This is a genomic window from Candidatus Dadabacteria bacterium (genome assembly GCA_009837205.1).
Classification (GTDB): Bacteria; Desulfobacterota_D; UBA1144; order Nemesobacterales; family Nemesobacteraceae; genus Nemesobacter.
This window is the reverse complement of the sequence record VXTZ01000017.1, coordinates 59,365-84,106: the sequence shown is the minus strand read 5'-3', so window position 1 is coordinate 84,106 and position 24,742 is coordinate 59,365. Positions and strand designations below refer to the sequence as shown.

Genomic DNA, 24,742 nt, shown 5'->3' with positions numbered 1-24,742 from the left:
GAAATTCCTCCTCGCAGCGGGTTTAGCCTATTTATGGAAGATCGGTTGACCCCATAAGATACCTGTCGCACTCTCTTGCGGCTTCTCTTCCCTCGTTTATAGCCCAGACCACAAGGCTTTGCCCCCTGCGCGAGTCCCCCGCGGCGAAGACTCCCTCGACGTTCGTCATGTACTTTCCGTATTCCGCCATGGCGTTTGAGCGCTCGTCGGTATGGATATTCATCTGCTGGAGGAGTTCCTGCTCGGGTCCCAAGAATCCGAGGGCCAAAAGCACTAGCCCGCATGGCCATTTCTGCTCGGAACCCTCAACTTCCCGAAAAGCCATCCTTCCGTCATCCCCAATGTACCACTCAATGCGTACGGTCTCAAGTTCCGCCACTCTGCCCTCTGCGTCTCCTACGAATCTTTTGGTAAGAACCTGATACCTTCTCGGATCTTCTCCGAAAACCGCCATGGCCTCCTGTTGGCCGTAATCAAGCCTGTACACCCTAGGCCATTGCGGCCACGGGTTATCCGCAGTCCTTTCGAGCGGAGGCTTGGGAAGTATTTCGAACTGAAGAAGGCTCCTGCATCCGTGTCTCATGGATGTCGCGACGCAGTCAGTTCCGGTGTCGCCACCCCCGAGAATGATAACGTCTTTGTCCGCAGCGGAGATGTAGCAGCCGTCGGCGAGCCCACTGTCAAGAAGGCTCTTCGTGTTGGCCCTCAGAAACTCCATAGCAAAGTGGATTCCATCAAGGTCCCTTCCCTCAATCGGAAGATCCCTAGGCTTCGTAGCTCCCGTGCATATCACGACCGCGTCAAAGTTCTCTACGAGTTCGTTTCCGTCGATATCCTTTCCCACTTCCGTGTTGGTGACGAACTCGATTCCCTCTTCCGCGAGTATATCGACGCGGCGGTCGACTATCTTCTTGTCGAGGTGAGGATTGGGAATTCCATACATGAGCAGTCCACCGATGCGGTCGTCCCTCTCAAACACGGTGACCAAATGTCCCGCCTTGTTAAGCTGCGCGGCGCAGGAAAGTCCCGCGGGCCCGGAGCCTATGACGGCGACTTTCTTCCCGGTTCTGATCTCGGGGGGCTCGGGGGTTATCCATCCTTCCTCAAAACCCCTGTCGACTATGGCGCACTCTATGCTTTTTATGGTGACCGCGGGCTCGTTAATGCCCAGAACGCACGACCCCTCGCAGGGAGCGGGGCATATCCGGCCCGTGAACTCGGGGAAATTGTTCGTCTTGTGAAGTCTCTCGAGAGCCTCTCTCCAGAGTCCCGAATAAATCAGGTCGTTCCACTCGGGTATAAGGTTGTTTATGGGGCATCCCGCGGTCATGCCGCCGATTATCTGGCCCGTCTGGCAGAAGGGGACCCCGCAGTCCATGCACCTTGCACCCTGAGTGGCGAGTTCTTTTTCGGGGAGATGGCCGTGAAACTCGTCCCAGTCGGCGATTCTGCGGGCAGGATCCCTGTCAGGCCCGAGCTTCCTTTTGTAATTCATAAAACCTGTGGGATCACCCATTGAAAAACTTCTCCTCCGTCAGAGCTTCCGCGTCAGTTTCCGCTTACGCGCGCGAGATCTCGTTTGTTTTCCTCAAAGGCTGCCATAAGAGCTTCGTCACCTGAAAGACCGCTCTGTTGCGCGCGGTTTATGTGCTCGAGCATTCTCTTGTAGTCTTTTGGTATTACCTTAACGAATCTGGGAAGACTCCCGGACCAGTTCTCCAATATCCGCTGCGCTACCTCGCTTCCAGTGTACTCAAAGTGCTTCCTTATCATCCCAAGAAGTTCCGCTTCGTCATTCTCCTCCACGAATTCAAGGAACACGGATTCGGTATTGCACCTTCCGTGGAAACCCCCCTCGGGATCGTAAACATACGCCATGCCGCCCGACATCCCGGCCGCAAAATTCCTCCCGGTCGAACCCAGCACCACGACGCGGCCCCCGGTCATGTACTCGCAGCAGTGATCCCCAACAGCCTCCACCACGGTGCGGACTCCGCTGTTTCTCACGCAGAACCTCTCCCCGGCAACACCTCTCACGTAGGCTTCCCCTCCGGTGGCACCGTAGAACGCTACGTTCCCGATTATTATATTCTCCTCCGCAACGAAGGTGGACTCCTTCGGTGGATAAATAATCATTTTCCCTCCAGAAAACCCCTTTCCCGTGTAGTCGTTCGAGTCACCCTCGAGAATAAGTGTCATGCTCTTGGGAACGAAGGCTCCGAAGCTTTGGCCCGCCGAACCAGAGAAATGAAGCCTTATCGTATCCTCCTCAAGCCCATCAAGGCCGTATCTTCTCGTAAGCTCGCTTCCAACTATGGTCCCTACAGTTCTGTTAACATTCTTTATGGAGACATCGGCACGGACCTTCTCTCCCTTTTCAATCGTCGGACGGCATAGATCCATCAGGACGGTTTCGTCAAGAGAGTTCTGTATACCGTGGTCCTGTTCGATCTGGCAGTAGGTTCCCCAGTCCTCGGGAACTTCGGGACGGAAAAGGATGCTGCTTATATCTATGCCTTTGGCCTTCCAGTGATCAAGCGATTTTCTCATCTCGAGGCAGTCTGTTCTGCCTATCATCTCGTTTACGGTCCTAAAGCCCATCTTCGCCATTATTTCGCGGAACTCAGAGGCAACAAAATGCATGAAATCGACCACGTGCGCCGGATCTCCGGTGTATTTTTTTCGAAGCTCGGGGTTTTGCGTGGCAACTCCCACGGGACAGGTGTCAAGATGGCAGACCCTCATCATTATGCATCCGAGAACTATGAGCGGAGCCGTGGAAAACCCGTACTCCTCGGCACCCAGAAGGGCCGCGATGGCCACATCCCTTCCGGTTTTCATCTGACCGTCCGTCTCAAGAACCACCCTGCTTCTAAGATTGTTAAGAACAAGCGTCTGATGCGTCTCGGCTATGCCCAGTTCCCAGGGAAGTCCCGCGTGGTGTATGCTGCTTTGCGGGGATGCTCCCGTTCCCCCAGAGGTTCCGCTTATGAGTATCACGTCCGCATGACCCTTCGCCACACCAGCGGCTATGGTACCGACGCCGACCTCGGAAACCAGCTTGACGTTTATCCTCGCGTGCTTGTTCGCGTTTTTAAGATCGTAGATGAGCTGCGCCAGGTCCTCGATCGAGTAGATGTCGTGGTGCGGGGGAGGCGATATCAGCCCCACTCCCGGAGTCGAGAGCCTCACCTTGGCTATCCACGGGTAAACCTTTCTCCCGGGAAGCTGTCCCCCTTCACCCGGCTTCGCTCCCTGGGCTATCTTTATCTGTATTTCGTCCGAGTTCACCAGGTATTCGCTCGTGACGCCGAAACGGCCGGAAGCAACCTGCTTTATGGCGCTTCTTCTGAGGTCCCCGTTCGGATCGGGGGTATATCTGTCGGAATCTTCTCCCCCTTCCCCCGTGTTGCTCTTGGCTCCTATCCGGTTCATCGCGATCGCAAGGCTTTCGTGGGCCTCCTTGCTTATCGCCCCGTAGGACATAGCCCCCGTCTTGAACCTTCTGCATATGCTCTCGACCGACTCCACCTCGTCAAGCGGCACGGGGTTATCCGAGTACTTAAGCTCCATCAGACCGCGGAGCGTAAAATGTTCCTTTTCCTCATCGTTTGCAAGCTTCGTGTATTCCTTGAATTTCTCGTAGCTTCTCGTCTGGCAGGCTTCCTGAAGCTTGTGCACTGTGCGCGGGTGGTACATGTGACGCTCTCCGTCGGGTCTCCACCTGTAAACCCCTCCGGTCTCAAGCGTCGCGGTCTCAACATCCCTTTCCGCGTAAGCCTTGGAGTGGCGTTTTATCGATTCCTCCGCTATGACGTCAATTCCTACTCCCTGTATACGGGAAGCCGTCCAGGTGAAGTATTTCCCGACAAACTCGGTATTTAGCCCGAGGGCCTCGAATATCTGTGCCCCATGGTAGCTTTGCACCGTGGAAATACCTATTTTGGACATTATTTTCACTATGCCCTTCACGAGACTCTTCACGTACCCGGAGACCGCTTCCTCGTAAGATATGCCCACAAGCATGTTCTGGTGGATCATGCCGTTTAGAGTCTCGTAAGCCATGTAGGGGGCAACGGCACTTGCGCCGTAGCCTATAAGAAGCGCCATGTGGTGAGTCTCCCTCGGTTCGCCCGATTCAATAACGAGCGCCGTGCGCATCCTGTTTCCGTTTTTTATCAGATGGTGGTGAAGCCCCGAGACCGCCAGCAAGGCAGGAATGGGGGCATTTTCAGCATCAAAACCCCTGTCCGAGAGAACCAGGATGTTGGCTCCCTTTTCTATGAGTTCATCGGCGCGGGCGAATATCCCGGAGAGCGCCTCCTCGAGTCCCTCGGTTCCCTTTTCGGGATCAAAAAGGGTGGGGATTACTTCGCAGCGGAACTTTTCCCCGCGAATGGTTTTCAGCTTTTCGATTTCCGGGTTCGTAAGAAACGGGGTCGCAAGTTCTAATTTCTCGGAGCTTTTCGCCTCGGGACGGAGTATGTTGGCCGTCTTGCCCAGCGTGACCATGGTCCCGGTTATAAGTTCTTCGCGTATGGCGTCAATAGCGGGATTTGTGACCTGAGCGAACATCTGCTTGAAATAGTTGTAAAGAAGCTTCGATTCGTCAGAGAGCGCCGCAAGCGGGGTATCGACTCCCATGGCACCCACAGGTTCGACCGCGTTTTTCGACATCGGACCCAGGAGAATGCGCAGATCCTCGAAGGTGTAGCCGAAGACCCTCTGCCTCGTAAGAAGCGTTTCGGAGTCATACTCGGGCGGAGTCTCCGCCGGCTCTCCTTCCATAATCCTGGAGAAGCTCTCCATGTTTTCTCTGAGCCACTTTCCGTAGGGTTTTTCCGTTGAAAGTCTCTTTTTGAGTTCCGTATCGCCAACGATGCGGCCTTCACGCGTGTCTATAAGAAGCATCCTTCCCGGGAGCAGGCGGCCCTTGTAGCTCACCCTCTCAGGCGGTATGTCGAGGACTCCCACTTCTGAACCCAGCACCACGGTGTCGTCCTTGGTAACGTAATATCTCGTGGGACGAAGCCCGTTTCTGTCAAGCACCGCTCCCACTTTCTCGCCATCTGTAAAAGCTATGGAAGCAGGACCGTCCCAAGGTTCCATAAGGCAGCTGTGAAACCTGTAGAAATCCTTTTTCTCCTCGGACATGCTCTCGTGCTTTGACCACGGCTCGGGAATCATCATCATCACGGCGTGTTCTATCGAGTAGCCCGACAGGCAAAGAAATTCCATCGCGTTATCAAAAGAGGCGGAATCGCTTCCCTCGGGAGCTATCACCGGAAAGATTTTTTCTATGTCGTCGCCGTAGAACTCGGATTCCAAAACGGCCTGCCTTGAGTGCATCCAGTTTATGTTCCCACGAAGCGTGTTTATCTCACCGTTATGTATCACGTATCTGTAAGGGTGAGCCCTGTCCCAGCTCGGAAACGTGTTCGTGCTGAAACGCGAGTGCACAAGCGCTATTGCACTTTCCATGAGCTCAGAGGTAAGGTCCGGGAAATAGGGCACAAGCTGCCAGGTAACAAGCATTCCCTTGTAAACTATTGTCCTCGACGAAAGGCTAGGCACATAGAAAGACTCGTCGCGCCCCGCGGTCTTTATTTCGTTCTCCGCGCGCTTTCTTATTATGTAGAGCCTTCTCTCAAAATCGTCCCCGGCGGGGGTTCCGTCTCCCCGGCCGATGAATATCTGCCTTATCCCGGGCTCACACCCTAGAGCGGTCGCACCCAGAGAGGAATTGTCGGTCGGAACGGCTCGCCAGCCCAAAACGCTCTGGCCTTCCTCGGTGACTATATCCTCAAGCCTCTTTTTCGTTTTCTTCTCAACAGATGGATCCGGAGAAAGAAACATCATTCCGACTCCGTAATCCTCTTCTGACGGGAGAATGATTCCCTCAGATTTCAAGGCGTCGACGAAAAACGCGTGGGGTTTCTGGAACAGTATTCCGGCACCGTCTCCCGTGTTCGGCTCGCATCCGCAAGCCCCGCGGTGCTCCAAGTTTTTTAGGACGGTTATAGCATCGCGGATTATGGAATTTGATCTGACGCCCTTAACGTTAACAACGAATCCTATTCCGCAGGAATCGTGTTCAAACGCAGGGTCGTAAAGCCCCCTTTTTTCGGGAAGTTTCTTAAAATTCATATAACTGTCCGCCTGTTGTGTTGTTATGAAAAAACAACGCGAGAACTGATGCCGGCGTAAGCAACCTCTTCAGACGCCATCGTGTAATTATAACATAAATCCGAAACTCCGCACACGCACCTCTCACGGTTATAATAAACAAGGAAAGATGGCAATTAATCCCCAGAAAATCAAAGAGAAAAAAGACCCTGAAAGCATAATCCTCTCTTTCCACATGGAGTCAAGCGCGACTTTGTGGAACAGGATATTCGAGGGTTTTTCCTCCGAGATGGTCCTCGTGAGCAGGTTCGAGGGAAAGGACAGAAAGGCTCTCGATATACTCTACAGATTCGGCTCCATCGTCGCAGAAAAATACGGGAAATGCGCCGTAGAACCCAGGGTCTACGGAATAGTCATAAAAAAAGACGTAAGCGACGAACCTGAGGAGACGATAAACGAATGGATGGACCTGATGCGCAGGCTTCGCCATGAAATAATCGAGGTTCTCTAAAAAACAGTATCTCCAGTAATCACCTTGCGAAGGTCGCCTTCATCCGTTCTCAGGTAAAGAAATCCATTTGCATCGACGCGTTCCACGACTCCGCTTACAACCTCTCCCGAGACGTCTACGGATACCTCCTTTCCCAGAAATCCCCACATCTCGATCCACGTATCCACAATCGCCCCTGTCCCGCGGCGACGAAACTCCCCGTAGAACCGGTCAAGGGCGTTAATAAGCTCCGCGCAGAACTTCTCCCTGTTAACTTCCTCTCCGAGGAGTATAGAAAGAGAGGTGGTTTTCTCTGAAATATCCTCCATTTCACTGCGGATGAATTCCTCAGGCAAATTGAGATTAACCCCGATGCCGATTACGAGATAGTCGATAGCGCCGCCGGAGGTTCCAAGTTCCGTGAGCACCCCCGAAATTTTCTTCCCGCCGACAAGAATATCGTTCGGCCACTTTATCTCGGCGTCCACGCCATAGGCTGAGAAAACCTCGACAAGGGCGCAGGACGCAAGGAAGGTAAAGACGGAGGATATCTTCGGAGAGACCTCCGGGCGAAACAAGGCGGAGAGATAAAGATTCATGCCCCCGGGAGATACCCACTTTCGCCCAAGCCGTCCCCTGCCCCCGGTCTGCGAATCGGAAACCACTACCGTTCCGTCCGCGTCTGAGCCTTCCGCTACGAGTTCACGCAGGACGTCATTTGTGGAACCTAACTCATTGAAAACAAAAAGCTGCCCGCCAACTTTTTCCGCTTGAAGATGTTTTCTTATTCTCGAAATTTCCATGCAGATAAAGCACCCCTTTTGCGAGATATTCAAGTATTATAGTCGGAACTCCTGCTCAAGAAAAAAAACCCGGTTCCGTGAAACGACTTCTTCCGAAAAACCTTGCGATACCGTTTGCCGCCTACGGGGTGGTGATAGTGGCGATCATAATCTCAAGAGCCGCGATTGGCCGTGAGTACGCCCTTTTACTCTCGGCGGGGTTCATGCTCTGGGTTCCGTTTCTGCTTGGCCGCGGCGCGGTGGATGTTTTGAGGTTTGATCTGCGGGGACTGGTTCGGGGAGCGGTAATTTCTATTGCGGTGCTTTTCTCCTACCTGATCTGCCTATACCTTTTTTCAGCCTATTTGGGAAAAACGGTTAGATTCGTTGAACCGACGGCGCTTTTCGTGCTCACGCACCTTGTAGTTATCGCGTTTCCCGAGGAGTTTTTCTTCAGGGGATACCTTCAGAGAACTCTCGGCAACGGATGGGGCGCGATTATTGCGGCAAGTGTGCTTTTCGCCTTGGCGCATCTTCTCGTGATCTGCGTATTCTCCGGTGGGGCCTACTGCGCGCAGAACGCCCTTACCTTTTTCCCTTCGCTTGTCATGGGGTACCTATACATGAGAACCGGAAACATCTGGTCAAGCGTCTTCTTTCACTTCGCCGCAAATATCGTTTACCTGTCTTTTAGACTTGCTTAGTCAGAGTCTCCCTTAAGCCCGCAAGCCGTAGAATTCTCGAAATATCCTGCGGTTACAAGTATAGTTTTCAGATGAAACAGTTGCGGACCGGGCTCTCCCAGATCAACCCGAGCGTGGGGGATATAACCGGAAACACTAAGAAAATAACCAAAGTGATCGAGGCGGCGCGAGGTCTCGATATAGACATTTTGTGTTTCCCCGAGCTTTCCGTGACCGGCTATCCCCCCGAGGATCTTCTTCTTAAACCCGAGTTCATCGACGACAACATCCGGGCGCTTGACGAAATAAAGAAGCACTGTCCGGACAACATGGTCGTCATAGTGGGCTTTGTCGATAAAAAGGACGACATATTCAACTCGGCAGCCGTAATCCAGAGAGGAGAACTAATCGACGTATACCACAAACTCCGCCTTCCCAACTACGGAGTGTTCGACGAGAACCGCTATTTCCAGTCAGAAAGACGGTTTCCCGTTTACTCCATGGGAAAAATGACTTTCGGGGTTACGATCTGCGAGGACATATGGTATCCCGGAGAACCTATAAGAAGCCAAGTTCTGCTGGGAAACGCCCAGATCATATTCAACCTCTCGGCTTCACCCTACTACATGGGAAAGCCTCTGGCGAGGGAGAGGATGCTCGCCACAAGGGCGGTTGACTACAACACAATAATAGCCTACTGCAACATGGTCGGCGGGCAGGACGAGCTTGTGTTTGACGGAAACAGCATGTTGATAGATGAAAAAGGCAACATCGTCGCCACTGCACGACATTTCGAAGAAGACATGCTGGTCTGCGACGTTAACACCGAAAGGGTTTACAAATCAAGGCTTAACACTCCGACCATAAGAAAGACAAGATACGAGCTCTCCTTCGAGGAAAACCAGCTCGAAACATTCACGCTTAAGACTACGAAAACAAAGCGGAAAGTGAAAATCCCGGGGAAACAGACTGATCCTTCAGGAGATCCTTTAAAATGCGCCTTCTCGGCACTTGTCCTCGGCACCGGGGATTACATAAGAAAAAACGGCTTTGAAAAGGTGGTGATTGGGTTAAGCGGCGGGATAGATTCTTCGCTTACAACCGTCATTGCCACAGAAGCCGTCGGACCCTCAAAAGTCGTCGGAGTTTCCATGCCTTCAATGTACAGTTCCAAGGGAAGCGTCACTGATGCGAAAAAGCTCGCGCACAATCTCGGAATCGAACTTTTAAGCATTCCCATAGAAGACGTCTTCAGGTGCTACGAGGAAATGTTCGCCGAGTTTTTCTCCGGAATGGAGTCAGACGTAACGGAAGAGAACATCCAGGCGAGGATAAGAGGAAATATCCTCATGGCGCTTTCAAACAAGTTCGGGTGGCTCGTGCTTGCCACATCGAACAAAAGTGAACTCGCGGTCGGCTATTCTACCCTCTACGGCGATATGTCAGGGGGATTCGCGGTGATAAAGGACGTGCCCAAAACCATGGTTTACGAACTTTCCCATTATTACAACCGTCTTCGGGGAAAGCAGATAATACCAAAATCAGTAATTGAAAAACCCCCTTCAGCCGAACTTTGCCCCGACCAGAAAGACATCGACTCGCTTCCCGAATACGACACGCTCGACAGGATACTGAAAGCCTATGTGGAAGACGGCCTCGGGGTCGACGACATAGTAAAGCTCGGGGAGAAAAGAAGCGTCGTGCGGAGAGTAATCAGAATGGTTAACACCAACGAATACAAAAGAAGGCAGAGCGCTCCAGGGATAAAAATAACGTCCCTTGCCTTCGGAAAGGACCGTCGCTTCCCGATAACCAACCTCTACAAAAAATAAAGACGCCAGCATGATGAGTTTGCGGAGGTTCGGTGCCCGCTTGTTTACTGTTCAACTTGATTCATGAGGAGACGTACATCAGTGCATATGCCTACATGACGTAAATCCGTGTCGATTTTTTCAATAATTGATCGGCCCCTACAGTCAGCTTCCGCCATACCGGTCAATTTCAGAGCGAAAATCACAACCAGCCCCAATAGACTACTGCGGGTTCGGGTACAAAGAAGCAGCAGGGAGATTCAGAAAAAATCTTGACTCTGACCCGGCTTTTAAAGAAACTCCTATTAGAAACAGGATCATCCAGTATTTATAATGCGGAAAAATGCTTGGGCGAATTCAAAATTCACCTAACTCAGGCAAAAAGGAGAATATTATGAAAAGTTTAAGGCTAATGGTTTTTTTCTGTTCCGTGCTGGGGCTGCTCGGCGTTTTTTCCTACATGTTCCCGGCCTTTGCACATCAAGATGATCCTCATTCCCCTCCTTCACCTATACCTCTAACTTCAACCGCCTCGGATGTAACCGCGGACAGGTCAAATTTACCAACTTTTGTAGGACACGCGGCAGCTCATCTTGCGCGGGTCACGACCTTTGCAGAAGCAACCGAACTCGTTGACGAGTTCAGGAAGATTGGGGACTGGAATGACGGTTCCACATACCTTGTTCTTCTTACGGGCGGCGGCGGCGTACAAGCCCACATGGACAACAGGGAGCTTGAAGATGAGGACTGGTCCATGCTTGAAGACGACCGGGGGAACATGGTTGGACAGGGCTTTCTAAACGCGCCACTCCTGACTGGAGGGTTTGTCGACTACTACAACGACGGAGACAAGAGAAGCTACGCGATCCCGTTTACCGATCCCTTCACCATGCAGCGTTATATCCTGATCGGCGGTTTCGACCTGCAGCCCGAGGTTGACAAAATTCCCTATGAACAACTGCCCGGCGCCGAGACAATAACCCCCTCCATAACAGCCGAGGAGGTCGATACCAGGGAAGAACTGAAAATGTTCGTGAAAGCGGCGATTGATTTCTTCGGCAGAGCTCTGGAGGATCCCGAAATCGATCTAGTAAAAACACGGAAGCTCTTCAGGGCCGAGGATGGACCTTGGAGACACGTATCGACCTACATCTGGATCATGGATGACGAAGGCAACGTGATCTTTAACGGGGGAAACAGAAATATTGAGCAGACAAATCTGCTGCGAGGCCAGAACCAGACCCTGGTTGACATTATTGAAAGACTCATAGAAGCGTCAAAGAAAACAGAGGAAGACGAGCGCTTTGTCAATTATGATTGGGACGATCCGGCTATAGAAGGAGACGAAGCCCCCGGCGGTGGCGCCGGCGGTTCCTCGCCCAAGTTGGGTTATGTCGAACCCTTTCCTAATCCCTTTAATCCCAGTCAAATCTTCATCTTTGGTTCTGGACTTTACTTAGGATCGGAGACACCAGAAATGGAGACACCGGAAACGGAGACGCCGGAGATGGAAACTCCAGATGACGGAGGGTGCGCAATCTCGGGAACCCGAAATACGACTCAAAGCAGCCTGCTCAACCTGTTTCTGGTTATGTCAGTCCTGTTTTTGGCAGTTTCATTTAAAAGACGCCCGACTCTAGGATAAAAGCAAAACCGGTTTGGTATTTCTTCAACCCGAATTTCACCTTCTCAAAAGCCGGTGGAGTTCGGGTTGATCCGGTCTAGTTCAAGGTTACGTGAATACGTAAAAGACCGTAGCAATGATCAAAGAGGATAGAGGAATTATATCTACCCCCCCTGCTCACAAAGACGCCGACTCGTTTCTAAGTTCTGTCCTTACCAACAGACCCGATTGATATTATAAATTCAGAAAGGCTCTCAACAGTCTCAAGAACCCCGAGGTTGACTTCGGATTCGTCAATGGAAACTCCTAGTTCCTCTTCAAGCTCCATAATGAACTCAAGGGTTGACACAGAATCAACGCCGACTCCGAGTTCAATCAGCGACTGCTCGGCCGATATATCCTGAGGCTCAATGTCAAGATTGAACTTGCCGATGACAAGCCGCCTTATTTTCTCTCCCAGAATTTCTTTCCGCGCGCTCACTTAAGTCTCTCCCTCAATACCTTGCCCGCAGGGCTTCTCGGAAGTGCGTCTACGAATTCCATCTTCGCGGGAATCTTGTAGTCGGAAATTTTCCCCCTGCAGAAGCTGACAACTTCCCGCCTCGTGAGTCCGTCCGCGACGATAAAGGCCTTTACCTCTTCCCTGCCCCCGGCTCCAGGGGCTCCTATCACCGCAGCTTCCGTTATTCCCCCGTGAGTCATAAGCAGGTTTTCAACCTCGAACGGGTCAACCTTGTTCCCAGAGATATTGATGAAAAGCTTCTTTCTTCCGCGAATGAAAAGATACCCGTCGCCGTCGAACATTCCGAGGTCCCCGGTGTGGTAAAAACCGTCGACAAAAACCCTCTCGGTCTCTTCCGGAAAATCAACGTAGCCGTCTGTCATGGAAGGGCTCCTTATTATTATCTCGCCGATCTGCCCGACCGGAAATTCGCCCCCGGTTTCCGAGACCACCCTTATAACGACGTTTTCAACCGGTACTCCGACTGAAAGACGCTTCTCCTCCATGTTCTCCGCGATATTAATTGCCATCACCCCGGTCTCGGAGGAACCGTAGAGCTGGCGGGGATAGACGCCGAAAGCCCGGTGGAAGGAAAAAAAGGTTTCTTCGGGCAGGGGGGCCCCGGCGGAAATAACGTGCTTTAGCCGCGGGAAATCATAATCCCCACGGCTCACGCTTCGAGCGAGGGGCTCTAGCATGAACGGAACGGCGGGAAAGATCGTTATCTGTTCTTCTTCAAGCACGCCGAGGACCTCTTTTCTGGTAAACCTCGGAAGGAAATAGCAGCACGCCCCGACGCTTACGGCGCTTACGAAGTTCCCAAAGCCATAGGTATGCGATATCGGAATCGAAAAAAGAATCCTGTCCCCGCTATCCCAGTTTATGGTAGCCGTGTGATTCCGGGCAAGGGCGATCATGTTGGCGTGGCTTCTCGCAACACACTTGGGCTTTCCGGTTGAGCCAGTGGAAAAAAGGTAGATGGCTTTCTCCGAAGGACGGTTTCCTGGCGGATCCGCGGGAGCGTCGCCAAGAAAGTTGTCCCGGGTCACGCAAACGGTGGTTATGCCTCCGGAAACGGCGTTCACGGTATGCGCAATAGATTCGTCCGTAACGATCAGGGCCGGATGCAAGAACTCAAGATAGTGCCTCATCTCCTCGGTTCCGCATGCGCTGTCAACTGGAACGCAGGCAGCTCCAAGTCTCGCTATCGAGAAAACGGATACGGCAAGGGAAAGTGAATTGGGAAGGAAGACGCATACCTTATCCCCCCGTGACACCCCCAGGTTGGAAAGAAACGAGGAAAAGCCGTCAACAAAGCCGCAGAGCCGCGCGTAGCTGTAGATTTCTCCTTGATACCAGACGGCCGCTCCCCGGGGATTTCGCTCCAGGTTTGAATAAAGTATTTCGCAGTAGTTTCTCATCGCCCCGTCACGGGAAAAGGGGAACTTGTCCGAGTCCAGTGTCCTCGGAAAATCCAAAGGCTATATTCATGTTCTGAACGGCCTGGCCCGCGGCTCCCTTCATGAGATTGTCAAGAACCGAGACGATGACAAAGTGCCCTTCCCGCTCGCAGAAACCCAAAGAGATATAGTTGGAACCGGAAACAGACGCCATTCCGGGCGGCTCGTCGCAGACCCGGACGAAAGCATCATCTCTGTAGAACCCGGCGTAAAGTTCCCTTACCTCATCGGGGGAGGTCTCCGAGCGGAGCCTGAGATACGAAGTGGCCATTATTCCCCTTTTAACCGGAATACGTGTATTAAAGAAAAGCAGTTTCTTCTTCACGCCGCAGAAATCGTCGAGCACGCGAAGAATCTCATGTTTCTGGTCATCCCCTCCAGCCCCACGGGCGGATACGTCCTCCTTTACCTCGGTGTAGTGACTCTCGGGTTTCGGCGCTCGTCCCGAAGTCGAAAAAGAGGACTTTATGTCCACTATAATGTCGTTTTCCACTTCATACTCTTTAAGAAAAGGCACTATGGCGAGAGAAACGCAGGTAGAGTAGCAACCCGCGTTAGCAATCAACGGGGCGTTTTTTATTCTCTCGCGGTTAAGTTCGCTAAGTCCGTAGACCGCTTGAGAGAGAAGTTCGGGAAAGCGCGGCGCTACGCCGTGAGCCTGGGAGTAGTCGGCAGGGTCAGAGAATCTTAAGTCGGAGCTGAGATCAATCACCCTTACGCCCTTCTCAAGGAACTTCCGCACGAAAACAGAAGAGGTTCCCCCGGGAAGACAGGAGAACAGAAGATCGAGAGGTTCTGAGTCACGAATTTTCGATACGGGACTTAGGATAATATCCGAGTAGCCCAAAAGATGCGGAAACGCCTCATCCGCCCTCCTGCCCGAGAACTTCTCAGACGTAAGCACCCGCAGATCAATGTTAGGATGGCGCGCCAGAAGGGAAAGAAGCTGCTGGCCGACATAACCCGTAACTCCCAGAATTGCCGTCTTGAGTTTCATCTTCTATTGGGAAACCAAGCTGTTCGTCGCAAATCCACCTTGATTAATATGGGACTTGCTATCATTAATATAGCTTTAAAAGCGCAAGGGAAAAACCGGGTTCAGCGGAAAAAAGAGGTTGGCTTCAATCCTCAGGCCTTCTGAGCGGTCGCGGTTCTAAATACCCTGTCGATCCACTGCTCTATGTTCTTGCGCGAGGTCTTTCCTATAAGTTCCCTCACTTCTTGCATGGGAATCACGGCTTTGGCGTAGGATCTATGTCCTCCGGCGCTTCCTATTTCGTCAAAAAGCTCGAAAAGCAGCCGCCCGGCGCTCTTGACGGATCCGCTGTTTCTTATCGATATAACCACATGGGAACCGGAAACAATTCCGAAGGCAACAGACCAGTTGACCCCCTCCACCCTCATCCCCATGTCAGCCACCTGGGCAATAAGATGTTCCTTTTCTATCCTTCCCAGGTTCATGAAAATTATTCCGTCATTTATCCAGTGTCTTGAGAGTGCCTGGCCGTAGTGTTTGATCTCTTCTGAATACAGGTTTTTGGACTCTATTCTCCTGAGCAAACCCAAGTCAGCCTGATTGTAGAGATATGTGAACGCTTCAAGGTCGTCAAGATCCGCACCCCTGTTGAGAATCATGGTGTCAGTTTTTATACCGTAGAGAAGCGCGGTCGAGAGTTTTGCGGAAATCTCAACCTGCGCGGCCCTGAGGAGCCGGGTCATGATCGTCGCGGTAGCTCCTTCCTCGGAACTTATCTCTGTGAATTTCGCATCGCACTCGGGGGTTATTGGATGATGGTCGATCACCGAATCGACATCCGCAATCTCGCCTCTGAAATAAGAGGGCTGCACATCGACAAGCGCTATGGAATCGAAATTTTTTATGTCATCGGGGGAAATCACCTGCAAGTCTATGTCCATAAGCTCCACCATGGCCACGTTCTCGGGTCTTGAAATTTTCTCCCCGAGGTAGCCTATGGTCGCCGTTTTCCTGTTTCTTCTAAGAAGGGTCCGAAGGGCCATGGCGCTTGCGATCGCGTCCGGGTCGGGGTGGTTATGAACGAGTATGAGAAGCTTTTTCGCGTCGCGGTGAACCTCTCTTATCAGTCTTACGGAGATATCGGACCTCGCGAGCTTCTCCTCAAAGGATATCTGGTTGGTTGCGACTTCATCGAATCTCACGTATCTCGCTATATAGCCGTCCTTGCGCCTCTTACCGTCGGCGGAAACAACTATCGGGCTCGTGGAATAACTGCGAGCAAGGGATACCAGAAACTCCTTGGTTGCAAATTCGTTGTTTACGACTATAAGCGTAAAGGTTCCCTTCTGCTTGAACGCGTCATCGGGAGAATCAAGTTCTGTTACCTTACCCCTGTTCTTAAAAAGGCTCATCAGGAGAATATCAAATTCTCCGATGAACATATATCGCCTTTCCCCGTTCGTACTCATAGTATCTGGAATTCAGAGCATCTATCTGTAGCAGGCGGCGCTAAGTTCCTCTGTGAAGCTTGAAATCCTGCCTAGCATTTCCTGCCTTCCCTCTCCACCGCTCTCGATTATTCTCACAAGGGCGCTCCCCACGATAACAGCATCGGAAAAAGAGGCTATCGCGGCAGCCTGGCGTGCGGAGGACACCCCGAAACCTACCCCGACGGGAAGCTCAGAGCGGTGCTTTATTCTTTCCACCAGATCCTCGAGATCGTAGTCCATGTCAGGACGTGCTCCTGTGACCCCGGTGACCGAAACCACGTAGATAAAACCCGAGGCGTTTTGCGACACCATCTCTATCCTTTCTTCGGTACTCGTAGGGGCAAGCAAAAAAATGCGGTCAAGCCCCTCTTGCTCGACATGGACGTTCAGTTCCCCGGCTTCCTCGGGCGGAAGATCAACGACCAGAACTCCGTCCGCTCCCGCCTCGCGGGCGTCGCGCGCGAATCGCTCGGTACCATAGGAGAAAAAAGGGTTGTAGTAGCCGAAAAGTATCACGGGAATATCCGAGCGGGACCTTATCCTTTTAACAAGCGAAAGCACGTCGGAGAGGGATGTCGAGTTAGCAAGAGCCCGTTCCGAGGCAGCCTGGATCACCGGCCCGTCCGCCATGGGGTCCGAAAAGGGTATGCCGATTTCCACCATGTCGACACTGCTTGCCTCCAGGTGGTCAATGATCTGCTCGGTCAAGTCGATATCGGGATCCCCGGCGGTAACATAGCAGATTAAAGCCGCTTTGTTTTTCTCCCGAAGTTCGCGGAATTTTTCCTTTATCCTTCCCATGTGCTTTTATAAGAAGCCGGCAGTCTGGAAACGCAGAAATCGCAAGCAGACAGAATAAAAAACGAACCTCCAACCTTCGGAAGCTTTATATACGCGCGTATGGTTATTGTCAAGAATTGAAAATATCATCCGATTTTCGATTACCAACTCTCTCCTTTGTTGCAGCCTATTAAATTTACAGCTTAGATTGAACTAAACTTGACGCTATAACTCTCTTCACGAATATTAGTTTGGGTTAATTGAAAAAGCTGGTTGGAACTCCGATACATATTCTCCGAGAGCTGATAAGTCAGTTTTATCTGAAATTGTTCTGAGTGAGGTTTCAATGAATTACGACATACAAATAACTGATAGCTTATTACGACATATTTCATCAATTCCAGAGAAAATACGAAAAAAACTTTCTAGAGAAAGCAACAGACTTCGGTCAAATCCTGGAACCTCAGTTTCCCCAATAAAAAAAATTGAACGGATGGAAAAATCTTTACCGATTGCGCCTGAATGAGTATAGAGCTGTCTATCACGTTGATGAGAAATCTAAAACGGTCACGCTTCTACTTATTGAACATCGTAGTAAGGTGTACGACCTGCTGGGACACGACCCAGCCAAAAATCAGCCAACCAGCCGGATAATCGCTGATGAGCAAGCTCAGAAGCTCCTTGAACGCATACCCAGCCAAGAGGAGTTCGCAAAAGCCTACGAGCAAACACTAAATGAACAACCGTCTGTAAACTCTGAAGATGCTGATTCGGCTCCACTTCCAAGTGAGTTCAACGATGAATTACTTGACTCGCTTAATATTCCTTTGAACTATCGACAGCCTTTATTAAATTGCAAGACTAGAGAAGAGCTACTTTTCTGTGGTATTCCAGACAAGCTTCTCGAAAAAATCATTGATTCGCTCTGGCCACCACGTATAGAAGAGGTAGCAAATGCTCCCAAGAGAGAACTAGGCTCGATCGAAGCGCTTGAGGAACTAGCTGGAGGCTCCCGTCCTCTTGAATCTTTTCTGCTAGTTCTTGATGAAACCCAAAAACCGCTTGCAAACAGATTCAAAACTGACGACGTCAAAGGACCATGGATAGTTAAGGGCGGACCCGGGTCTGGGAAATCAACAGTGGTGCTCCACTGTATCATGAACCTGCTATGGAATTATCGAAGCCAGTTTGACTTTGAACGGAGACCCCTTCGCATTCTGCTGACTACCTATACTAAGTCTCTTGTCAGAGCGTCACAACAGTTAATTGGCTTCATGGGCGGAGAAAAATTTAGAAAGCAGGTAGAGATTGTACACGTAGACGAACTCGTAAAAAAACATCTGCCGTCAACTTGGACCTTAAGACCGATTTTTTATTCCTCAAGAAATCCCGAGATCAATAATCTTCTGAGTAATGCAATCAGAATCTGTCAAACCAAGGACAAATCATTTCCCTTTGATGAAAACGATAAAGAGTTTCTGTTTGAAGAAGTAGATAATTTGATAGGCGGCAATGAAATCCTTGATGCTGAGCAATATGCTTCATTTGAGCGAATCGGAATGGGCCGAAGACTTGGAAGGAATCAACGCAAACATGTATGGAGTTTCTGGGAAGTTTTTCAAAAAGAATTGACGAGTAAAAATCTCTGCACTCGGTCTCAACGCTTTGCTGCAGCGTTAAAGAATTCAAAACCGATTTACGACTATGTTTTCATAGACGAAGCTCAAGACATTCTTCCCATTGCATTGCGGATGTGTCTTAAACTAGTTAGCAACTCGAAAAATGTTTTCGTAACTGCTGATCGCAACCAGTCTATATATAACTCGGGATTTTCCTGGAAGCGCGTTCAGGAAGATCTTGACTTCCGGGGACGCTCGACGATCTTTCAACGCAATTATCGCACGACACGTGAAATTATGGATGCTATACGCCATATCCTTGATACTGATAAACAAATAGATGATGAAACACTGAACGAACAACATGTTCTCCAAGGAGAAATGCCCGATCTTTCCTATACCTCCGAAGAACAAGAATCTAAAATACTCAAAGAATGGATCCCTCGTTCTCTTCTTGAAGAACGAGTCGGCCTCGGATGTGCAGCGGTTCTGTGCCCAACAAACGCATACTGTGAGAAAATAGCTGACGCACTTCCTAGCAAATTCAACGCAGTAGCTATGAAACCCGCTGAGGTAGATCTTACCCATAGGGGAATAAAGGTGATGACTATGCATGCTGCGAAAGGACTCCAGTTCCCTGTTGTCGCCGTAGTAGGACTTAAAAGAAACGAGATGCCTTGGAAAGTAAGAAGTGGTAGCGATGAAGATCAATCGGAAAGTGATCAAAAGTTGCGCAGAACCTTCTTCGTAGCATGTAGCCGGGCCATGCGGCGCTTGCTGGTTGTTGGCAACCAATCCCAACCATCTCCTTTTCTCGAAGGCTTTGACGAAGAAAATTGGAATATCTTGTCAGAGTTATAAACTTGTTCGCAATTTCTGCAATGCCTTGAAACGTGTAAGTAGTAAGGTAAGAAAAACCGGTCCGCGCCGCTTCATATAAGAGAGGAAGCGGTATGTATGTCTTTATCCCCCCGGCCGGAGAGACAGATAACTATAATCTGCTCGGGGGACATGGACGGAGCGATTTTGCGCACATGGGCTATTGCGTGTGCGGTTTCAAGCGCGGGTATTATTCCCTCTTCTTCCGAGAGATAGGAAAACGCCGAGAGCGCTTCTTCGTCCGTTACGGAAACGTAATCGACCTCGCCCGCGTCCTGGAAATACGAATGCTCGGGACCCACGCCCGGGTAGTCAAGACCAGCGGCGACGGAATGGGCGCCCTGTACCTGGCCGTCTTCATCCTGGAGCAGGTAGGTTTTGCTTCCGTGAAGGACCCCTACTGAGCCCGCGGTTATGGTCGCGGAGTGAAGGCCGCTCTCAAGACCATGGCCCGCCGCCTCCACGCCGATTTTCCTTACCCCGGATTCCTCTATGAAAGGGAAGAAAAGGCCCATGGCGTTTGAGCCTCCACCGACGCAGGCAACCAAGGTGTCGGGAAGCTTTCCCTCGGCGGCGAGTATCTGCTCCATTGCCTCATGCCCGATCACGGACTGAAAATCCCTTACCATCATCGGGTAAGGATGGGGACCGGCGACGCTTCCTATTATGTAGAAGGTGTTTCTCACGTTCGTAACCCAGTCTCTCATGGCTTCGTTCATGGCGTCTTTGAGTGTCTTCGTGCCCGAGACCACTGGCCTTACCTCAGCTCCCAGAAGCTTCATGCGGAAGACATTAAGCTCTTGGCGTTTCGTGTCCTCCTCCCCCATATATATCACGCACTCTTTGTTCAAAAGCGCAGCAACCGTGGCCGTGGCGACCCCGTGCTGCCCCGCCCCGGTTTCGGCTATTATTCTGTCCTTGCCCATCCTCCCGCAGAGAACCCCCTGGCCTATCGTGTTGTTTATCTTGTGCGCTCCGGTGTGGGCAAGATCCTCTCTTTTAAGATAAATCTTGGCGCCGCCGAGACTCTCCGTCATCGCGCGGGCGTAATAAAGCGGTGTGGGCCTCCCTGCGTACTGCTTGAGGTAGTAATCGATCTCCTCGTGAAAAGTCTCGTCGGCCGCGGCCTCCTCGTAGGCCCTCTGAAGCTCGATCAGAGCGGGCATAAGGGTTTCTGAGACGTAACGACCTCCGAAGTCTCCGAAATGACCTTCCGTGTCAGGATAGCTGTATTTCCGGTTAGTCTTGCCCATAACCCGCGGCCTCCATAAACAGCTTAAGCTTAAGATGATCTTTTATGCCCGGGGAGCTTTCAACCCCGGAACTCACGTCGACGGCGTGGGGATTCACCGCCTGTATGGCCTCGCGCACGTTGCCCGAGTTAAGTCCTCCGGAAAGTATAACGAATTTATCCTCAAGTTTCCGGCGGGAAAGAACGTCCCACGAAAAATTCTCTCCCGTGCCTCCGTAGGCATCCGGCGAGTAGGCATCGAAAAGAAATGCGTCCGTATCGTAGAGTTCCACTGCATCAAGACTTCCCGCATTTTTAACCCTTATGGCCTTTATGTAGTTCTCTGCGAACGCGGCGCAAAACTCTGGGGTCTCATCCCCGTGCAACTGGTAGACATCAAAACCCGCGATGTCTTTTGCTTCCTTCAGGTAATCCGCCTCGGCGTTTACAAAAACTCCCACCTTGGCTACAAACGGGGGGATCCGGCTTATTATTTCTCCCGCCTCTTCGGGACTAATAAACCTCGGACTTTTTTCGTAGAAAACAAAACCGAGGGCCGAGGCTCCGAGTCGCACCGCGCAGAGCGCGTCCTCCGAGTTGGTTATTCCGCACACCTTTACCCTTGTCATTTGCGGTTAATCCTAACCGATGAGACAGAATTAATTAACCGTATCCGAGCGCGAATAAAAAAAGCCCCTCGCGCCGTCTCCGAAGCAAGGAGTCTTGGCCTAACAGATTAAAAGAAAGGAGAAAAAACTTGTTCCTTCGCGCGGGTCCTAGAAGTAGGTCTGAACCTGCGCTCTCACCATCGACTCATCAGACTCTGCGCCAGCGAGATCCTCTTCCCTCTGGAACGTGTAGTCAAGCTGCACTTTCCACTTGTGATTGCCGCTCAGGTAGTAGCTAAACCCCTGCGTGAACGTCCATACGTTGTCAAGGTCATTGCCCCCGAGAACGTTGGCCCCATCGTCAAAGATGACCATCGCGTACCTCGATGCAAGCTCAACCCTTTTCGGAAGAAGGAAGAAACCGCCCTGAACCCTGAAACCCTGATCATAGGCAGTGTCTACTCCGCCCTCATCGGGATTGGCCCACCTTCCTACATACTCACCGGTAAGGTTGAACCTTGTATCCCTGTAGTTTATGTCCGCCGTAAAGGAAGTGACTGTTCCGCTCTCAAGCGCTCTCTCTCCAGATGGAATTCCTATATTGCCATCATTGCCGTCCTCAACATCTATCCCCGCAACAGCGGCTGCAACCGTGAGCGTTGGCCTCCTGGCGAAATTCTCTTTTACACTCTTGGCTTTTCCGCCGATAATGGCCGCCTGAACCCTTCCTGCCCAGAGCACACCAGTGTCACCCTTGTCGTTCTTCTGGTTCGCACCTTCGCCTTGGAAAACACCCGCTTCATAGCGGATCATACCGTCGCCGAGGAAACCGTAAACACCACCACCGATATCCCTGTCGTACTCAAAGTAGTCGGTTATTATCGAACGGCCTACAACCTGAAGGACGGATGAGGAATTAAGCACCTCCCTGTTGAACGGAACCTTGTACTGACCAACCGTGGGAACAAAAGCCTTGTTCTTTGCAAACGAAAGCTTCATGTCCTTAAGTTCACCAGTTCTTCCGAAATCGTACTCAACCTTATATTTCATCCAGGGAGCGAAAGCATTACCGTCCCAAATTACCCTGAGCCTTCTTACCCTGAAACCGAAACCTTCGTCATCTTTCCCGTCAGGATTTACGTAGTTAGCCAGGAACTGGCTGCGAAGCCTCATCCTGAGCTCGTAACTCTTGTCCGCGGTTTGGAAAGTAAGACCAGTGCCTTTTTTGGTTTTGACCTTTATTTTGTTGTACCAAGCCTCGGTGTCTTTGGCCTCGTACATCTTCATGTTTATCTGCTGGCTCTGTTCCTCGAGCCTCTCTATCTGCTTCTTCAATTCCTCGATCTGTTCCCTGATGCTCTGGTCGCCGCCGGCCTGGGCGGGAAGTGACATAAAGGGAAGCAGCGTCATAAAAGACATGGCTAAAACTGCTAAAGCCCTCATCTCATATCCTCCTTGGTGTGGTTATTGCTCTGCTCTGAACAGTTCTGGCCTAATGATATGTTTGAATGGTTAATTCAGAATAAATAAGCTGTTAATTCTAGGTTAAGAGTCCGCACCACGCAATTGATGTACACTTTCGTATTCTGTAAATTATCAGGGAAAGCATATGGAAAAGCTCATAGCGGTAGTAGATGACGAAAAAGACATACTCAACCTGATAACCCACCACCTTAAGCGCGAGGGGTACCAGGTAAAGCCTTTTCAGAGCGGAAAGGACTTTCTGCTCTACATAAATTCCGTTCCGCCGGATCTAGTGCTGCTTGACATCATGCTGCCCGGCATGGACGGCCTTGAGCTCTGCAGGATCCTAAAAAGCAAGCCTCAAACGCACTCAATACCCATAATCATGATCACCGCGAAATCCACCGAGGCCGATATCGTCGTGGGCCTCGAACTCGGCGCTGATGACTATATAGTCAAGCCTTTCCGGGTTCGTGAACTTGTCGCCAGAGTGAAAAGCATCTTGAGAAGATACGCGATGAAAAACCCCGGAGACGAAACACTTCGGATCGGCCCCCTCAGCATAAACCCCCCAAGCTACGAGGTCTCGGTCGATTCACAGAAAATCGACCTAACCACCACGGAGTTCAAAATACTTGAGGCCCTCGCAGAAGCGGAAGGAAAGGTGTTCACCCGCGATCAATTGCTTAAAAGAAAAACCCTCTGGGGAGACGAACGGGTGGTTTTTGACAGAACGATAGACGTTCACATAAAAAACCTGAGAGAAAAACTTGGTTCCGCCGGCAAGATGATAAAGACCGTGAGAGGAATCGGTTACAAGCTAGAAGAGATCCAAACGGTTTGAAGATATTCAGAAAACATTTCCTTTACCTGCTCTGCCTGGCCGCCGCGGCGGCTCTGCTTGCCATGCTGCTTCCCCCCGGGCGCGGAGCTTTGGGTTACATAGTGTGCGTAGCCGCGTTTACGGCATTCGGATTCGTGCTGTTGTGGATAGTCGAAAGAGACATCCTGAAGGACTTCTCAAGAATATCGAAGGCACTTGAGCTTCTGCCGGAGAAGCAGAAGAAAGCCCGCAAAACAGGCCGCAAGGTAAGCGATTTCGACACGGGGGTATCGATCTCCATAAGCGAACTCTCGGAGAGAATCTCCCTTCAGATGCAGTCAACCGAGAGGGAGGGGAACCAGCTTAAAAGTATAATCGAGTCTATGAAGGAAGGAGTCATAGTGATATCCAGAGAGGAGGACCTGTTGCTCGTAAACGACGCTGCGAAGGAAATGTTCGCAATAGACGACGCGGCAATTGGCCACCCTTACATGGAAACCATACGAAACCCCGATCTCCAGAGGCTTATCTCCCGCATGAAGCAGAAGAAAAAATCGGCCACCCAAGAAATCTCCGTACTTTACCCCCAGGAAAGATCGTGTCTCGTAAGCGTCCGCGTAAGTCCACGCTACAGGGAAATCGTGGTTGTCATTTTTGACATAACGGAATTTAAGAAGCTTGAAAGGATAAAGGCCGATTTTGTAGCGAACGTTTCCCATGAACTCAGAACCCCGCTTACATCCATAAAGGGATACATCGAAACCCTTCTTGACAGAAGCTATGACACGGATGAGGAGAAAAAGCATTTTCTCGAGATAATGGAGGAAAACACCGACAGGCTTATAGCAATAGCTTCCGATCTTCTGGTGCTCTCGGAACTTGAAAGCGGGGAAGCCGACTCTCAAGATTCAAGGAAAGGAGACGAAGAGATAGACATCAGGGAAACGATCCTCCGCTCCGTGGGTTCTCTTGACTCGCTTTTTTCGAAAAAAGGAGTCAATCTCTCCCTTGAAATTGAGGACGGCATGCCTCCCTACAGGGCAAACAGGTTCCTCGTGGAACGCATGCTCATTAATCTCGTTGAGAACTCGGCCAAGTACACCCCGGAGAACGGCTCTGTTGCGGTCCGCGCCTCGGCCCTAAACGGCACCTTGCGCATAGAGATTGAAGATAACGGGATCGGAATCCCTCCGGAGCATCAAGAAAGAATATTCGAGAGGTTCTACAGAGTGGATAAGAACCGCTCGAGGGACATAGGCGGAACGGGACTCGGACTCAGCATAGTGAAGCACATAGTCATACAGCACGGGGGGACCATAGATGTGAGAAGCACGGAAGGTGAGGGAAGCACGTTCACAATCGAGCTCCCGCGACCTGGGAAGTAAGCGTGACGG

18 protein-coding genes are annotated in these 24,742 nt (G+C 51.1%); 7 read left to right on the top strand and 11 right to left on the bottom strand.

Annotation, left to right across the window (positions count from 1 at the left end; all coding sequences use genetic code 11):
- Window positions 1–31: 31 nt before the first annotated feature.
- On the bottom strand, window positions 32–1,516 hold the full coding sequence (locus F4Z13_03730; GenBank protein MXZ48355.1) for a glutamate synthase subunit beta: 1,485 nt from the start codon (window positions 1,514–1,516) through the stop codon (window positions 32–34).
- A 32-nt stretch (window positions 1,517–1,548) separates the two neighbouring features.
- Window positions 1,549–6,147 carry a glutamate synthase large subunit gene (gltB, locus tag F4Z13_03725; GenBank protein MXZ48354.1) on the bottom strand — a complete coding sequence of 1,533 codons (4,599 nt, stop codon included), beginning with the start codon at window positions 6,145–6,147 and terminating at the stop codon, window positions 1,549–1,551.
- 148 nt (window positions 6,148–6,295) lie between these two features.
- On the opposite strand from gltB, the gene F4Z13_03720 reads away from it, so the two are divergent.
- The gene (locus F4Z13_03720) at window positions 6,296–6,637 is read left to right on the top strand and encodes a hypothetical protein (GenBank protein MXZ48353.1); all 342 of its coding nucleotides are present in this window, start codon (window positions 6,296–6,298) and stop codon (window positions 6,635–6,637) included.
- Here F4Z13_03720 and F4Z13_03715 read toward each other — a convergent pair.
- Window positions 6,634–7,419 (bottom strand): biotin--[acetyl-CoA-carboxylase] ligase, encoded by a 786-nt coding sequence (locus F4Z13_03715; GenBank protein MXZ48352.1) that lies wholly within the window; start codon window positions 7,417–7,419, stop codon window positions 6,634–6,636. The two genes, F4Z13_03720 and F4Z13_03715, sit on opposite strands and share 4 nt — an antisense overlap.
- Window positions 7,420–7,496: 77 nt before the next feature.
- On the opposite strand from F4Z13_03715, the gene F4Z13_03710 reads away from it, so the two are divergent.
- From F4Z13_03710 to F4Z13_03700, 3 genes are all read left to right on the top strand, one after another.
- Complete coding sequence (locus F4Z13_03710) at window positions 7,497–8,102, top strand: CPBP family intramembrane metalloprotease (protein ID MXZ48351.1); 606 nt, start codon at window positions 7,497–7,499, stop codon at window positions 8,100–8,102.
- 71 nt (window positions 8,103–8,173) lie between these two features.
- Window positions 8,174–9,913 (top strand): NAD+ synthase, encoded by a 1,740-nt coding sequence (locus F4Z13_03705; GenBank protein ID MXZ48350.1) that lies wholly within the window; start codon window positions 8,174–8,176, stop codon window positions 9,911–9,913.
- Window positions 9,914–10,235: 322 nt separating this feature from the next.
- The gene (locus F4Z13_03700; protein ID MXZ48349.1) at window positions 10,236–11,537 is read left to right on the top strand and encodes a hypothetical protein; all 1,302 of its coding nucleotides are present in this window, start codon (window positions 10,236–10,238) and stop codon (window positions 11,535–11,537) included.
- 178 nt (window positions 11,538–11,715) lie between these two features.
- Here the strand turns inward: F4Z13_03700 and F4Z13_03695 are convergent, their stop codons facing one another.
- The 5 genes from F4Z13_03695 to F4Z13_03675 all read right to left on the bottom strand — a co-directional run bounded on the left by F4Z13_03695 (window position 11,716) and on the right by F4Z13_03675 (window position 16,745).
- The gene (locus F4Z13_03695; GenBank protein MXZ48348.1) at window positions 11,716–11,997 is read right to left on the bottom strand and encodes an acyl carrier protein; all 282 of its coding nucleotides are present in this window, start codon (window positions 11,995–11,997) and stop codon (window positions 11,716–11,718) included.
- Entirely contained in the window at window positions 11,994–13,439 is a 1,446-nt protein-coding gene (locus F4Z13_03690) for an acyl--CoA ligase (protein MXZ48347.1), read from the bottom strand. The genes F4Z13_03695 and F4Z13_03690 overlap by 4 nt, the downstream gene beginning before the upstream one ends.
- Before the next feature lie 7 nt (window positions 13,440–13,446).
- Window positions 13,447–14,475 (bottom strand): N-acetyl-gamma-glutamyl-phosphate reductase, encoded by a 1,029-nt coding sequence (locus F4Z13_03685; GenBank protein MXZ48346.1) that lies wholly within the window; start codon window positions 14,473–14,475, stop codon window positions 13,447–13,449.
- A 131-nt stretch (window positions 14,476–14,606) separates the two neighbouring features.
- Window positions 14,607–15,923, bottom strand: a complete 1,317-nt coding sequence (locus F4Z13_03680) for a hypothetical protein (protein ID MXZ48345.1) — start codon at window positions 15,921–15,923, stop codon at window positions 14,607–14,609.
- A gap of 21 nt (window positions 15,924–15,944) precedes the next feature.
- The gene (locus F4Z13_03675) at window positions 15,945–16,745 is read right to left on the bottom strand and encodes a tryptophan synthase subunit alpha (protein ID MXZ48344.1); all 801 of its coding nucleotides are present in this window, start codon (window positions 16,743–16,745) and stop codon (window positions 15,945–15,947) included.
- A 464-nt stretch (window positions 16,746–17,209) separates the two neighbouring features.
- Here F4Z13_03675 and F4Z13_03670 point away from each other — a divergent pair, with 464 nt between their 5' ends.
- On the top strand, window positions 17,210–19,204 hold the full coding sequence (locus tag F4Z13_03670) for an AAA family ATPase (GenBank protein ID MXZ48343.1): 1,995 nt from the start codon (window positions 17,210–17,212) through the stop codon (window positions 19,202–19,204).
- A gap of 71 nt (window positions 19,205–19,275) precedes the next feature.
- Here F4Z13_03670 and trpB read toward each other — a convergent pair whose 3' ends face one another.
- From trpB to F4Z13_03655, 3 genes are all read right to left on the bottom strand, one after another.
- Window positions 19,276–20,475, bottom strand: a complete 1,200-nt coding sequence (trpB, locus tag F4Z13_03665; protein MXZ48342.1) for a tryptophan synthase subunit beta — start codon at window positions 20,473–20,475, stop codon at window positions 19,276–19,278.
- Window positions 20,462–21,082: a phosphoribosylanthranilate isomerase gene (locus tag F4Z13_03660; GenBank protein ID MXZ48341.1), complete on the bottom strand. Its 621-nt coding sequence runs from the start codon at window positions 21,080–21,082 to the stop codon at window positions 20,462–20,464. Before F4Z13_03660 ends, trpB begins: the two co-directional genes overlap by 14 nt.
- 147 nt (window positions 21,083–21,229) lie before the next feature.
- On the bottom strand, window positions 21,230–22,504 hold the full coding sequence (locus tag F4Z13_03655; protein MXZ48340.1) for a hypothetical protein: 1,275 nt from the start codon (window positions 22,502–22,504) through the stop codon (window positions 21,230–21,232).
- 166 nt (window positions 22,505–22,670) lie between these two features.
- On the opposite strand from F4Z13_03655, the gene F4Z13_03650 reads away from it, so the two are divergent.
- Window positions 22,671–23,369: a response regulator transcription factor gene (locus F4Z13_03650; GenBank protein ID MXZ48339.1), complete on the top strand. Its 699-nt coding sequence runs from the start codon at window positions 22,671–22,673 to the stop codon at window positions 23,367–23,369.
- The gene (locus F4Z13_03645) at window positions 23,366–24,733 is read left to right on the top strand and encodes a PAS domain-containing protein (protein MXZ48338.1); all 1,368 of its coding nucleotides are present in this window, start codon (window positions 23,366–23,368) and stop codon (window positions 24,731–24,733) included. Before F4Z13_03650 ends, F4Z13_03645 begins: the two co-directional genes overlap by 4 nt.
- Window positions 24,734–24,742 lie beyond the last annotated feature (9 nt).

Bases quoted from the DNA above. Each gene is read 5' to 3' on its own strand.
- F4Z13_03730 (MXZ48355.1), bottom strand. From the start codon at position 1,516: ATGGGTGATCCCACAGGTTTTATGAATTACAAAAGGAAGCTCGGGCCT.
- gltB (MXZ48354.1), bottom strand. From the start codon at position 6,147: ATGAATTTTAAGAAACTTCCCGAAAAAAGGGGGCTTTACGACCCTGCG.
- F4Z13_03720 (MXZ48353.1), top strand. From the start codon at position 6,296: ATGGCAATTAATCCCCAGAAAATCAAAGAGAAAAAAGACCCTGAAAGC.
- F4Z13_03715 (MXZ48352.1), bottom strand. From the start codon at position 7,419: ATGGAAATTTCGAGAATAAGAAAACATCTTCAAGCGGAAAAAGTTGGC.
- F4Z13_03705 (MXZ48350.1), top strand. From the start codon at position 8,174: ATGAAACAGTTGCGGACCGGGCTCTCCCAGATCAACCCGAGCGTGGGG.
- F4Z13_03700 (MXZ48349.1), top strand. From the start codon at position 10,236: ATGCTTGGGCGAATTCAAAATTCACCTAACTCAGGCAAAAAGGAGAAT.
- F4Z13_03690 (MXZ48347.1), bottom strand. From the start codon at position 13,439: ATGAGAAACTACTGCGAAATACTTTATTCAAACCTGGAGCGAAATCCC.
- F4Z13_03685 (MXZ48346.1), bottom strand. From the start codon at position 14,475: ATGAAACTCAAGACGGCAATTCTGGGAGTTACGGGTTATGTCGGCCAG.
- F4Z13_03680 (MXZ48345.1), bottom strand. From the start codon at position 15,923: ATGAGTACGAACGGGGAAAGGCGATATATGTTCATCGGAGAATTTGAT.
- F4Z13_03675 (MXZ48344.1), bottom strand. From the start codon at position 16,745: ATGGGAAGGATAAAGGAAAAATTCCGCGAACTTCGGGAGAAAAACAAA.
- trpB (MXZ48342.1), bottom strand. From the start codon at position 20,475: ATGGGCAAGACTAACCGGAAATACAGCTATCCTGACACGGAAGGTCAT.
- F4Z13_03660 (MXZ48341.1), bottom strand. From the start codon at position 21,082: ATGACAAGGGTAAAGGTGTGCGGAATAACCAACTCGGAGGACGCGCTC.
- F4Z13_03655 (MXZ48340.1), bottom strand. From the start codon at position 22,504: ATGAGGGCTTTAGCAGTTTTAGCCATGTCTTTTATGACGCTGCTTCCC.
- F4Z13_03650 (MXZ48339.1), top strand. From the start codon at position 22,671: ATGGAAAAGCTCATAGCGGTAGTAGATGACGAAAAAGACATACTCAAC.